Source organism: Pseudomonas sp. B21-032 (genome assembly GCF_024748965.1).
GTDB lineage: Bacteria > Pseudomonadota > Gammaproteobacteria > Pseudomonadales > Pseudomonadaceae > Aquipseudomonas.
Map to the genome: position 1 here is coordinate 5,854,166 of NZ_CP087180.1, position 12,481 is coordinate 5,866,646.

Annotated in this window: 12 protein-coding genes; 8 read left to right on the forward strand and 4 right to left on the reverse strand. The window is 62.3% G+C overall.

Going from position 1 to position 12,481, the window contains the following annotated elements; all coding sequences use genetic code 11:
* The first annotated feature begins 43 nt into the window (after positions 1 to 43).
* From LOY54_RS27150 to LOY54_RS27165, 4 genes are all read left to right on the forward strand, one after another.
* Positions 44 to 1,036: an asparaginase gene (locus tag LOY54_RS27150; RefSeq protein ID WP_258608653.1), complete on the forward strand. Its 993-nt coding sequence runs from the start codon at positions 44 to 46 to the stop codon at positions 1,034 to 1,036.
* A 60-nt stretch (positions 1,037 to 1,096) separates the two neighbouring features.
* Positions 1,097 to 2,089 (forward strand): AraC family transcriptional regulator, encoded by a 993-nt coding sequence (locus tag LOY54_RS27155; protein WP_258608655.1) that lies wholly within the window; start codon positions 1,097 to 1,099, stop codon positions 2,087 to 2,089.
* Positions 2,090 to 2,230: 141 nt separating this feature from the next.
* Complete coding sequence (locus LOY54_RS27160) at positions 2,231 to 3,277, forward strand: histone deacetylase family protein (protein WP_195885332.1); 1,047 nt, start codon at positions 2,231 to 2,233, stop codon at positions 3,275 to 3,277.
* The gene (locus tag LOY54_RS27165) at positions 3,274 to 4,374 is read left to right on the forward strand and encodes a polyamine ABC transporter substrate-binding protein (RefSeq protein WP_258608657.1); all 1,101 of its coding nucleotides are present in this window, start codon (positions 3,274 to 3,276) and stop codon (positions 4,372 to 4,374) included. Before LOY54_RS27160 ends, LOY54_RS27165 begins: the two co-directional genes overlap by 4 nt.
* A 3-nt stretch (positions 4,375 to 4,377) precedes the next feature.
* Here the strand turns inward: LOY54_RS27165 and LOY54_RS27170 are convergent, their stop codons facing one another.
* On the reverse strand, positions 4,378 to 5,907 hold the full coding sequence (locus LOY54_RS27170) for a PLP-dependent aminotransferase family protein (RefSeq protein WP_258608659.1): 1,530 nt from the start codon (positions 5,905 to 5,907) through the stop codon (positions 4,378 to 4,380).
* Between the two features lie 90 nt (positions 5,908 to 5,997).
* Here LOY54_RS27170 and LOY54_RS27175 point away from each other — a divergent pair, with 90 nt between their 5' ends.
* The 3 genes from LOY54_RS27175 to LOY54_RS27185 are packed head-to-tail and all read left to right on the forward strand — an operon-like array spanning position 5,998 to position 7,769.
* A complete protein-coding gene (locus LOY54_RS27175) occupies positions 5,998 to 6,627 on the forward strand; it encodes an FMN-binding negative transcriptional regulator (protein ID WP_258608661.1) in 630 nt (209 codons plus the stop codon).
* A gap of 12 nt (positions 6,628 to 6,639) precedes the next feature.
* A complete protein-coding gene (locus LOY54_RS27180) occupies positions 6,640 to 7,086 on the forward strand; it encodes a GNAT family N-acetyltransferase (RefSeq protein ID WP_258608663.1) in 447 nt (148 codons plus the stop codon).
* 17 nt (positions 7,087 to 7,103) lie between these two features.
* A complete protein-coding gene (locus LOY54_RS27185; RefSeq protein ID WP_258608665.1) occupies positions 7,104 to 7,769 on the forward strand; it encodes a GNAT family N-acetyltransferase in 666 nt (221 codons plus the stop codon).
* A 67-nt stretch (positions 7,770 to 7,836) separates the two neighbouring features.
* On the opposite strand, the gene oadA is transcribed toward LOY54_RS27185, so the two are convergent.
* Positions 7,837 to 9,645 (reverse strand): sodium-extruding oxaloacetate decarboxylase subunit alpha, encoded by a 1,809-nt coding sequence (gene oadA, locus LOY54_RS27190; protein WP_045199477.1) that lies wholly within the window; start codon positions 9,643 to 9,645, stop codon positions 7,837 to 7,839.
* Between the two features lie 101 nt (positions 9,646 to 9,746).
* Positions 9,747 to 11,162 carry an acetyl-CoA carboxylase biotin carboxylase subunit gene (locus LOY54_RS27195; RefSeq protein ID WP_045199475.1) on the reverse strand — a complete coding sequence of 472 codons (1,416 nt, stop codon included), beginning with the start codon at positions 11,160 to 11,162 and terminating at the stop codon, positions 9,747 to 9,749.
* A 203-nt stretch (positions 11,163 to 11,365) separates the two neighbouring features.
* On the opposite strand from LOY54_RS27195, the gene LOY54_RS27200 reads away from it, so the two are divergent.
* Positions 11,366 to 12,313, forward strand: coding sequence for a LysR family transcriptional regulator (locus LOY54_RS27200; RefSeq protein ID WP_162195917.1), 948 nt, complete (start codon positions 11,366 to 11,368; stop codon positions 12,311 to 12,313).
* Here the strand turns inward: LOY54_RS27200 and LOY54_RS27205 are convergent.
* Entirely contained in the window at positions 12,255 to 12,473 is a 219-nt protein-coding gene (locus LOY54_RS27205; RefSeq protein WP_045199472.1) for a PA3496 family putative envelope integrity protein, read from the reverse strand. The two genes, LOY54_RS27200 and LOY54_RS27205, sit on opposite strands and share 59 nt — an antisense overlap.
* Positions 12,474 to 12,481 lie beyond the last annotated feature (8 nt).

The following is a 12,481-nucleotide window of genomic DNA, read 5'->3' on the forward strand; positions in this document are numbered from 1 at the left end:
TACTGTGGTCGGCTTAACCCAAGCCGACCACGGAGACAGGCGAATGGCAATTGCGCAACCGGCCCGCAACATCATGGTGCTGTACACCGGCGGCACCATCGGCATGCAAGCCAGCGCCAACGGCCTGGCTCCGGCGTCCGGCTTCGAACAGCGGATGCGCGCGCAACTGGCCGGCCAGGCCGGCATTCCCACCTGGCAGTTCCGTGAACTGCTGCCGCTGATCGACAGCGCCAACATGACCCCGCAGTACTGGCAGCGCCTGCGTGCGGCGATCATCGACGCCGTCGACAGCCAAGGTTGCGATGCCGTGCTGGTGCTGCACGGCACCGATACCCTGGCCTACAGCGCCGCCGCCATGAGCTTCCAGCTGCTGGGCTTGCAGGCCCCAGTGCTGTTCACCGGCTCGATGCTGCCGGCCGGGGTCGCCGACAGCGATGCCTGGGAGAACCTCACCGGCGCATTGCAGGCCCTGGCCACCGGCGTCGCGCCGGGTGTGCAGCTGTATTTTCACGGAGAGTTGCTAGCCCCGCACCGTACCGCCAAGGTCCGCAGCTTTGGCCGGCATCCGTTCGTTACCCTCAAGCGCTTTGCCGGCGCTGGCGCAACGATGCCCGGGCCTGCAGCGCTCGATTATCGCCAGCCCAAGCAAGTCGCCAATGTCGCCGTGCTGCCTCTGGTGCCGGGGATCGGCGCGCCAATGGTGCAGGCCGCGCTCGCCAGCGGTGCCCAGGGCTTGATCCTGGAATGCTTTGGCAGTGGCACCGGCCCTTCCGACAACCCCGACTTTCTCGCCGCCCTGGCCGAGGCTCAGGCAAGCGGTGTGGTCGTGGTCGCCATCACCCAGTGCCATGAAGGCGGGGTCGAACTGGATGTCTATGAGGCCGGCAGCCGCTTGCGTCAGGCCGGCGTGCTGTCGGGTGGCGGCATGACCCGCGAAGCGTTGTTTGGCAAGTTGCAGTTGCTGCTGGGCAGCGGCTTGCCGGTTGGCGAGGTAAGGCACCTGGTGGAGCAGGACCTTTGCGGGGAATTGCTGTAAGCGGCTCAAGGCATACAAATTGCTCGATTTGCTCGGCCAACCTGTCGAAAGAAGCCGAGCATGCTCCATTCACACCTCACCACCCTCAACGCTGTGTCGCTGGTTCTGCAAGCCTTTCAAGGCCAGGGTCCCGGCGCTGAAGCGCTGTTGGCCGGCAGCGGCATCAGCCCGGCAGACCTGGGCCGCGCCGACTCGCGCATCACCACCCGCCAAGAGATGCTGGTGTGTGCCAATGCGGTGGCCCGACGCCGCGAAGTAGGCCTGGAGCTGGGCCGGCGCATGCATGTTTCCTGCTACGGCATGCTCGGTTACGCCCTGCTCTCCAGTGCCACCTTAGGTGACGCTTTGCGCCTGGCGATGCAGTACCCGGCGCTACTGGGAACACTTTTTCAGCTGCGTCTGGTCGAGGATGGCGAGCGGGTCTGGTTCAGCGCCAGCGATTATCGCGAAGACCCACAATTGGCTGCATTCAACGCAGAGTTCTGTCTGACCTCGCTGAAAGTCATCTGCGACGACCTGCTTGGCCAGCCATTGCCGCTGACGGCTGCACGCTTCGCCCACCCAATGCCGGATTACCATGCACTGTACGGCGACAGCTTTGCCTGCCCATTGCGATTCGAGGCCACCGACAATGCCTTCGCCTTCGCCCGCACATGGCTGGAGCAGCCCCTGCCGCTGGCCGACCAGATCACTCACCAGGCCATGAGCGAGCGCTGCCGGCGGCTTAACCTGGAGTTCACCGGCCGCCAGGCCTGGCTCGGGCGGATCCGCCAGCTGCTGCTCGAACAACTCGATGCGGCGCCCGGCCTCGAGGGCCTGGCGCGGCAAATGAACTGCTCGTCGCGCACCTTGCGCCGGCACCTGCAGGAGCTGGGCAGCAGTTATCAACAGCTGCTCGATGAACTGCGTTTCGAGCGCGCCAAGCAACTGTTGGCCGAAGATCAGTTGCCCATCTACCGCATCGCCGAACTACTCGGCTTCAGCGAGACCGCAAGCTTTCGCCACGCCTTCATGCGCTGGAGCGGGGTGGCGCCGAGTCACTTCCGCGCCTGAACATCGCGCTTGCACCGCCGGGGGGCGAAATCCGGACAGTCAGGTTGGCCATATCGATCCCCTTTTGGCCGTTTCCGTCGTTCTGCAGCAGGCCCGTGCCACCAACAATGGAGCGACGCCAGTGACCCGGAGAACAACAACATGCTGACGATCTATTCCGATGACCACCGCCTGCACCACGGCCGCTGCGAGCTGATCGACGGGCAACTGATGCCCTGCTTCGAAATGCCCTCGCGCGCCGACCATGTCCTGGATCGGGTAAAGACCCGTGAACTGGGGGCCATCAAGGGCCCTGCCGATTTTGGCCGCGCGCCCTTGCTGCGGGTGCACAGCGCCGATTACCTGAATTTCTTCGAAGGCGCCTGGCAGCGCTGGACCCAACTGGGTCACGAAGGCGACCTGCTGCCCTTCACCTGGCCGGCGCGCACCCTGCGCAGCGTCAAACCCAGCGGCCTGCATGGCGAGCTTGGCTACTACAGCTTCGACGCCGGCGCACCCATCACCGCGGGTACCTGGCAAGCGGCCTACAGCGCCGCACAAGTGGCCCTTACCGCCCAGGCGGCAATCCAGACCGGCGCCCACAGCGCCTTCGCCCTCTGCCGGCCACCCGGGCACCACGCCGCCAGCGACGTCATGGGGGGTTATTGCTACCTGAACAACGCCGCCATCGCCGCCCAGGCGTTCCTCGACCAGGGCCGGCGCAAGGTGGCTATCCTCGATGTCGACTACCACCACGGCAACGGCACCCAGGAAATCTTCTACCAGCGCAGCGATGTGTTCTTCGCCTCGATCCATGGTGATCCGCAGGCCGAATTCCCGTTCTTTCTCGGCTATGCCGACGAGCGCGGCGAAGGCGAGGGTCTGGGCTACAACGTCAACTACCCGCTGCCAGCCGGCAGTGACTGGCCGACCTGGAGCAAGGCCCTGGACGAGGCCTGTGAGCGCATCGCCGCCTACGGCCCGGACGTGCTGGTAATTTCCCTGGGCGTGGATACCTTCAAGGACGATCCGATTTCCCAGTTCAAGCTCGACAGCCCCGACTACCTGCAGATGGGCGAACGCATTGCCCGCCTCGGCAAGCCGACGCTGTTCGTCATGGAAGGCGGTTATGCGGTCGAGGAAATCGGCATCAACGCGGTGAACGTACTCGAAGGTTTCGAACGCGCCCAACAGGAAGCTCAAGCATGACCCGACTCCAGCGCCTGCTCGCCCCGCTGCTCTGCAGCACCCTGCTCGCCGGTAGCCTGCAAGCTGCCGAACAACGCACCCTGCGGGTCTACAACTGGTTCGACTACATCACCCCGCAAACCCTGGTGGACTTCCAGAAAGACAGCCAGGTCAAACTCATCTACGACATCTTCGACACCAACGAAGCCCTGGAAGCCAAGCTGTTGACCGGCAACTCCGGCTACGACGTGGTGGTGCCGTCCAACGTGTTCCTGGCCAAGCAGATCGAAGCCGGGGTGTTCCAGCCGCTGGACCGCAGCAAGTTGCCGAACTGGCAGCACCTGGACCCGAAACTGATGAAGCTGATCGAGGCCAACGACCCCGGCAACCAGTTCGCCGTGCCCTACATGTACGGCACCGTGCTGATCGGCTTCAACCCGGCCAAGGTCAAGGCGGCGCTGGGCGACAACGCCCCGGTCGACAGCTGGGACCTGATCTTCAAGGAAGAGAACATCGCCAAGCTCAAGCAGTGCGGCGTGGCCTTGCTTGATTCACCCTCTGAAATCCTGCCACTGGCCCTGCAGTACCTCGGCCTGCCACCGAACAGCACGAAACCTGCGGATTACAAAAAGGCCGAAGAGCTACTGTTGAAAATCCGCCCGCACGTCACCTACTTCCATTCCTCCAAATACATGGCGGATATTGCCAATGGCGACATCTGCGTAGCGGTCGGCTACTCCGGCAGCTTCTCCCAGGCCGCCAACCGCGCCAGCGAGGCGAAGAACGGCGTGGTCGTCGACATGCGTCTGCCCAAGGAAGGTGCGCCAATCTGGTTCGACATGCTGGCAATCCCCAAAGGCGCGGCCAACCCGGAAGATGCCTACACCTTCATCAACTACCTGCTGCAGCCAAAGGTGATCGCGCCGATCAGCGACTTTGTCGGTTACCCCAACCCGAACAAGGACGCCACCGAACGGGTTGCCCCGGCCATCCGCAATAACCCCAACCTGTACCCCACCGAAGAAGCCATGGCCAAGCTTTATACCCTGCAACCGCTGCCGCGGGATGCCGAGCGCGCACGCACCCGCGCCTGGAGCAAGATAAAGTCCGGGACCTGACCATCACCGACGCCAGGCCCGCCGCAAGCGGGTCAGCGCGTCGGCAGTAGCGGCTTCGTCGACAGCGGCGAAACCCAGTACCAGGCCGGCACGTTTATCCACAGGGACGGTCGAGTCAGGCAGCCAGAAATCGCTGAGGGCATTGAGTTCAACACCCACCGCTTCGGCTCGGGCGATCAAATCCTGCTCACGGGCATAACTGTCGACCTCGACTTTCACATGCAATCCAGCCGCAACCTCTGGCATCGAGCCGACGCCGCTAACGTCCATTGGCCAGCCCGCTTTCAACGCATTACGCCGGCTCAAGGCAGCCCGGCGCATGCGCCGGATATGCCGTTGAAAATGCCCCTGGGCCATGAACTGGGCCATCACTGCCTGAGTGCCTATTTCAGAGTGGCGCACGGCCAGCGCCCGGCAGCGGGAAAACACCTGCACCAACTGCCTGGGCAGCACCAGGTAACCCAGGCGCAGCGCCGGAAAGGCTATCTTGCCGAAGGTGCCGACATATAACACCCGCCCACTGCGATCCAGCGCCGCCAGAGGTGCTAGCGGGTCGCCGCTGTAGCGGTACTCACCGTCGTAGTCATCTTCGATGATCCAGCCGTCCTTGCGCTCGGCCCAGGCCAGCAACTGCAGACGACGGGCCAGGCTCATGGTGACACCGGTCGGATACTGGTGCGACGGCGTCACATAGCTGAGGCGGCAATGTTCCACGGCATTGAGCGCAGTGCAGTCCAGGCCCTCATCGTCGACTGCCACGCCTTGCACCGTTGCCCCGGTCAAGGCGAAGGCGTTTCCAGCAGCGCGGTAACCGGGGTTTTCCACAGCCACCACTTCGCCAGGCTCCAACAACAGCTGTGCACAAAGGCTGATGGCCTGCTGTGCGCCACTGGTGATCACAATTTGTTCAGCCGTGCAGGAAAGTCCGCGAGATCGGCGCAAATAGGTCGCGATCAGCTCACGAAGCTGCGGTTCGCCGGCAGGATCGCCATACCCCAGCGCGGCCGGATTGGGGTTGCGCCAGAAACCCGCCTGAAGCTTGGCCCAGACGTCGAAAGGGAACAAATCGAACGCCGGCAAACCGACGCGAAAAGCCCGTGGCGGACCACTTTTCGGTGGCGGTAAATGGTGGCTTTCCAGGCGGTTGCAAGGACCATTGTGGATAAGTTTGCTGGATGAATCCACAGTGCTATTTGCTGTTTTTGTGGATAACCCTGTGGAAAAACCCAGGGATAACCCTGTGGATACTTTTGTGGATAGTTTTGGCAGCTGGCTGACATAGGTGCCATCGCCGACCCGGCTTTCGATATAGCCTTCGGCGTACAACTGGTCGTAGGCACGCACCACGCTGTTGCGCGACACCGACAGCGCCGCAGCCATATCACGGCTGGCCGGCAAGCGCGTGCCACTGCTCAGGCGACCGTCCAGCACGCGCATGCGAAGCGCCTGGTAAAGCTGGCGGCTGAGCCCCTGGCGGCGATCAAGGACGATGCCAGTCGGGTCGAACGGCAAGGTGAAGGGGCGCTCGCTCATGACAATGGACCTATAAAATTAGCTGGAAATGGCTCTTACCTTAGTCCAATAGCCTGCCTAGGATTGAGCCATTCGCCAAGGACAATCCACATGTTCACACCTTCGAGCTACAAGGAAACCGACCTCGACCGCCTGCACCAGCAGATCGAGCAAACGCGCCTGGCCGTATTGGTCACCCACGGTGAACAGGGCTTGCAGGCCAGTCACCTGCCGCTGCTGCTGGATCGCAAACAGGGCAGCAACGGCACCCTGTACGGCCACTTCGCCCGCGCCAACAAGCAATGGCAGGATCTGGCCAACGGCGCCGAGGCGCTGCTGGTGTTTGCCGGCCCGGATGCGTATGTCAGCGCTGGCTACTACCCCAGCAAGGTCGATGACCCGCGCACGGTTCCGACCTGGAACTACACGGCCGTACACGCCTGGGGCAAGGCCGAGGTATTCCATGACGCCGAGCGTCTGCTGGAGATCGTCCGCCGCTTGAGTGATCACCACGAACAACGCCAGGCCAAACCCTGGTCGGTGGACGAAGCGCCTGCCGACTACATGGCCGGCATGCTCAAGGCAATCGTCGGCTTCGCCCTGCCCATCGAGCGCCTGCAAGGCACACGCAAACTCAGCCAGAACCGTTCGGCCATCGACATCGAAGGCGTGCGCACCGGCCTGGCCAACAGCAACGACCCCCTGGACAACCAATTGGCCGCCCTGATGGGCCAACCTTGAAGGAACACACCTATGCCTAACGTCACCATCCGCCCTGTCACCGCCAACGATCACAGCGCCTGGCTACCGCTGTGGCAGGCCTATCAGCAATTCTACGAAACCCGTATCGATGACGAGGTCAGCGCCGTGGCCTGGGCGCGCATGCTCGACCCGGCCGAGCCGACCAACGCCGCCCTGGCCTGGGTCGACGGCAAGGCACTGGGCATGGTCCACTGGATCTATCACCGCTCCAACTGGAGCATCGAGAACTCCTGCTACCTGCAGGACCTCTACGTGCAAAGTGAGCAACGCGGCCTGGGTATCGGCCGCCAGCTGATCGAATACGTCTACGCTACGGCAAAGGCGGCAGGTTGCGCCAAGGTGCACTGGTTGACCCACGAAACCAACGCCACGGCCATCAGCCTGTACGAGCAGGTCGCCGAGCGGCCCGGCTTCATCCAGTTTCGCAAACCGCTGTAAGCCAGAGGAGCCACCCCATGAGCAGCCCATTGCACTGGCATCCGGCCAAGCGCCCGCAACCTGCAACACTGGCCGGGCGCTTCGTGCGCCTGGAAAAACTCGACCCCAAGCGCGACACCGAAGACCTCTGGGAAGTGTTCCAGGGCTCCCGGGCCGACCGCACACTGTGGGACTACCTGGCCTACGGTCCGTTCACCGAGCGCGAAGACTTCGATCACTGGCTCGACACCAATGCCGCCAGCAGCGATCCGCTGTTCTACAGTGTCATTGACCTGGCCAGCGGCCAGACCCAGGGCATCCTCAGCCTGATGTCGATCGTGCCCGAACAGGGCCGCATCGAGATTGGCCATATCGCCTTTGGTGCTGCCATGCAGCGCACACCTAAAGGCACCGAAGCGGTGTACCTGCTTGGCAAACTGGCGTTCGAGCTGGGCAACCGCCGCCTGGAATGGAAATGCAACAACGACAACGCCCGCTCCAAGCGCGCCGCGCTGCGCTTTGGCTTCACCTTCGAGGGGGTGTTTCGCAAGCACATGGTGATCAAGGACCGAAACCGCGACACCGCCTGGTTCTCGATTACCGATGATGAATGGCCGGAGATTGCGGCGGGGTTCGAACGTTGGTTGGCGGCAGATAACCAGCGGCCCGAGGGACAGGTACAGACCTTGGAGGCGTGCCGGTAGGAGCAGGCAAAAAAAGGGAGGCATACGCCCCCCAGAGGTTAACCGCTTGTAGATGAGGGCCTGAAAATCAGCCCTCGATCTCGATCAGGATCTCGCCCGGGTTGACCCGGTCGCCCTTGGCCACGTGAATGGCGGTGACCTTGCCGGCGATGGCCGCCTGCACCTCGGTCTCCATCTTCATCGCCTCGGTGATCAGCACCGGCTGGCCGGCCTTGACCGTATCGCCTTCCTTGACCAGCACATCGACGATGTTGCCCGGCATGGTGGTACTGACATGGCCAGGGGCGCTGGCCTGCTTGCGTTTGCTGCTGCCACCGCCGACAAATTCGTTGAGCGGCTCGAACACCACTTCTTCCGGCATGCCGTCGATGGACAGGTAGAAGTGACGCTTGCCTTCGGCCTTGACGCCGACACCGGTGATATCCACCCGGTAGGTCTCGCCGTGCACGTCGATGACGAATTCGGTCGGCACGCCTTCGCCGCCGGCCGAGGCCACGGCGCCGGCTTCCGGAATCGGCAGCAGCACTTCAGGGGTCAGGGTGCCGGCCTCACGCTCTTCGAGGAACTTGCGCCCGATGTCCGGGAACATGGCGTAGGTCAGTACGTCTTCTTCCGACTTGGCCAGGGCGCCGATGTCGTTGCGCAGCTTGGCCATTTCCGGCTTGAGCAAATCGGCCGGGCGCACGTCGATGACTTCTTCGCTACCGATGGCCTGGCGCCGCAGATTTTCGTCGACCACACCCGGAGCCTTGCCGTAACCGCCTTGCAGGTACAGCTTCACCTCGTTGGTAATGGTCTTGTAGCGCTCGCCGGCAAGCACGTTGAAGAACGCCTGGGTACCGACGATCTGCGAGGTCGGGGTCACCAGCGGCGGGAAGCCGAGGTCTTCGCGCACCCGCGGGATTTCCGCCAGCACTTCGTTCATGCGGTTGAGCGCGCCCTGCTCCTTGAGCTGGTTGGCCAGGTTGGAAATCATCCCGCCCGGTACCTGGTTGACCTGCACACGGGTGTCGACGGCGGTGAATTCGCTTTCGAACTGGTGGTACTTCTTGCGCACGGCATAGAAGTACAGGCCGATTTCCTGCAGCAATTCCAGGCTCAGGCCGGTGTCGAACTCGCTGCCCTTGAGAGCCGCGACCATCGACTCGGTGCCCGGGTGGCTAGTGCCCCAGGCGAAGCTGGAGATGGCGGTGTCGATATGGTCGGCGCCGTTCTCGATCGCCTTGAGCTGGCACATGGCAGCCAGGCCGGCGGTGTCGTGGGAGTGAACGAACACCGGCAGCGACTGCTCGGCCTTCAGCGCCTTGACCAGCTCGCCGGTGGCGAAGGGAGTCAGCAGGCCGGCCATGTCCTTGATTGCAACCGAGTCGCAACCCATGGCTTCCATCTGCTTGGCCTGGGCGACGAAGGCGTCGATGGTGTGCACCGGGCTGGTGGTGTAGGCAATAGTGCCCTGGGCGTGCTTGCCAGCGGCCTTGACCGCTTCGATGGCCACGCGCAGGTTACGCACATCGTTCATGGCGTCGAAGATGCGGAACACGTCAATGCCGTTGACCGCCGCCTTGGCGACGAAGGCTTTGACCACGTCATCGCTGTAGTGGCGGTAGCCCAGCAGGTTCTGCCCGCGCAGGAGCATCTGCAGGCGGGTGTTGGGCAGTGCCGCGCGCAGTTTGCGCAGGCGCTCCCACGGGTCTTCCTTGAGGAAGCGCACGCAGGCGTCGAAAGTCGCCCCGCCCCAGACTTCCAGCGACCAGTAGCCGACCTTGTCGAGCTTGTCGCAGATCGGCAGCATGTCTTCGGTACGCATGCGGGTGGCCAGCAGGGACTGGTGGGCGTCGCGCAGGATTGTGTCAGTGACAAAGATCTTCTTGGACATTCTTATCTCCTCATAGCGGCAAGCTTCAAGCTACAAGCCGCAAGAAAAAGCCGATCGGCTCTGACTTGTCGCTTGCAGCTAACAACTTGCAGCTGGCTTATTCATAAGCCCGCATGTGCGGCGATGGCGGCGGCGATGGCCAGGGCCAGCTCTTCGGGTTTGCGCTTGATCGAGTAGTTGGTCAGTTCCGGATGGCTTTCAACGAAGCTGGTATTGAACTGACCGCTGCGAAATTCCGGATTGCGCAGGATTTCCTGGTAATAGGCAGCCGTGGTCTTCACCCCCTGCACACGCATGTCGTCCAGGGCCCGCAGGCCGCGGTCCATGGCTTCTTCCCAGGTCAGCGCCCAGACCACCAGTTTCAGGCACATCGAGTCGTAGAACGGTGGAATGGTGTAGCCGGTATAGATCGCCGTGTCGGTGCGCACACCGGGGCCACCGGGGGCGTAGTAACGGGTGATCTTGCCAAAGCTGGGCAGGAAGTTGTTCTTCGGATCTTCAGCGTTGATGCGGAACTGCAGGGCAAAGCCGCGGTGCTGGATGTCTTCCTGCTTGACCGACAGCGGCAGGCCGGAGGCAATACGGATCTGCTCGCGAACAATGTCGATACCGGTGATTTCTTCGGTGATGGTGTGTTCCACCTGCACCCGGGTGTTCATCTCCATGAAGTACACTTCGCCATCGGCGAGCAGGAACTCCACGGTACCGGCGTTCTCGTAACCCACCGCCTTGGCTGCGCGCACCGACAGGTCGCCAATATAGGCACGCTGTTCAGGGGTCAGTTGCGGGCTTGGGGCAATTTCAATGAGCTTCTGGTTGCGGCGCTGGATTGAGCAGTCGCGCTCGAACAGGTGGACGACGTTACCGAAGCTGTCACCGAGGATTTGCGCCTCGATGTGTTTCGGGTTGACGATGCATTTTTCCAGGAACACTTCCGCAGAACCGAAGGCCTTGGTCGCTTCGGAGATTACCCGCGGGAAGGCTTGCTCCAGCTCTTCACGGCTGTTGCAGCGGCGAATACCGCGGCCGCCACCACCGGAAGTGGCCTTGAGCATCACCGGGTAACCGATGCGGTCGCCTTCGAGCAGCGCTTCGTGGATATCGGCGACGTTGCCTTCAGTGCCCGGGGTCACCGGCACACCGGCCTTGATCATGCTGCGGCGGGCTTCGGTCTTGTCACCCATGCGGCGAATGACTTCAGCCGCCGGGCCTATGAATTTGATACCGCGTTCGGCGCAGATGTCCGCAAGTTCAGCGTTCTCAGACAGAAAACCATAACCGGGATGCAGCGCATCACAACCGGTTTCCACGGCCAGGTTCACCAGCTTGCGCGGGTTCAGGTAGCCGGCGAGGGGCTCGGCACCAATGCTGTGGGCCTCGTCGGCACGTTTGACGTGCAAGGCATGGCGGTCGGCGTCGGAGTAGATCGCCACGGAACGGATGCCCATCTCGGCGCAGGCACGCACGATTCGAACAGCAATTTCACCGCGGTTGGCGATCAGGATCTTTTTTATCACTGGAGTATTCCCAAGGCCGCTAGAACAAACGAGCCGGCAACGCCGGTCGGCGCGTGACCAATCGTCGCTGGCCAGTCGCATCTTTACCCTAGCGCTGTCTCTGGATAAACAAAAATCAATATTTATTAGGGTGTGCATAAGCAAAAGCTTATAGTGCTGTTACAAGTTTTTGCCGGGGCTTGAGAGAAATGCGTAAGTCATTGATGCGTATGACATTGCGTCAACTTCAGATCTTCAATGAGGTCTGTGATTTGCGTTCCTACAGCCGGGCGGCCGAGGAGATGAACCTGACGCAACCCGCCGTTAGTCTACAGATCCGCCAATTGGAAGAACTGGTCGGCCAGCCGCTGTTCGAGTATGTCGGCAAGAAGCTCTACCTGACCGAAGCCGCTGAAGCGCTGCAACGCGCCAGCCGCGATATCTTCGGGCGCCTGGAGAGCCTCGACATGCAGCTCTCCGACATGCAGGGCTCGCTGCAGGGGCAATTGAAGCTGGCGGTCGAATCCAGCGCCAAGTACTTCGTCCCGCATCTGTTCGCGGCCTTCAAGCGTTTGCACCCCGAGGTCAATCTTACCCTCACGGTGGTCAACCGCGCCCAGGCCATACGTCGCCTCTCGGACAACCGTGATGACCTGATCATTATGTCCATGGTGCCCCAGGACATGGGCCTGGAGTTCCTGCCGTTCCTCAACAATCCGATCGTTGCCGTGGCGCCGCCCGATCATCCGCTGTGCAAGCTCGACAGCCTGCGTTTGCAAGACCTTGAGCCGCACACGCTATTGGTACGCGAACAGGGCTCGGGCACACGCAAGGCTTGCGAAGAGTACTTCAAGGAAAAGCGCGTGCACTTCACTCAGACGCTGGAAGTGGCCTCGGCCGATGCCCAGCGCGAGTGCGTGATTGCCGGCCTGGGCATCGCCCTGCTGACCCGCCATGCATTGAACCTGGAACTGGCCACCGGCGTGCTGCGCGAGCTGCCGGTCGAAGAGCTGCCGCTGTACCGCAGCTGGTGTGTGGTGCAGTCCAAGGCCAAGCGGCAATCGCCGGTGGCCCTGGCCTTTCTAGCGTTCATTCGCAGCGAACGTGCACAGATCAGCGGGCTTGTTGAGCGTTTCTCGGGGATTCTGCCGCCGATACCTGCCACACGCTGACGGCCTGCAAGTCGGGGTAGTCGGTGATGTCCTGCAGCAGACGGCGCTGCTCGGAGTAGCTTTCGATCGCGCGGCGAAACTCCATGCGGCGCTGGTCTTTTTCCTGCTGTTTGCGGGATTTGGCGTTGGGTTGGTACGAGCCATCGAATTCACGAGCCATTGCATATC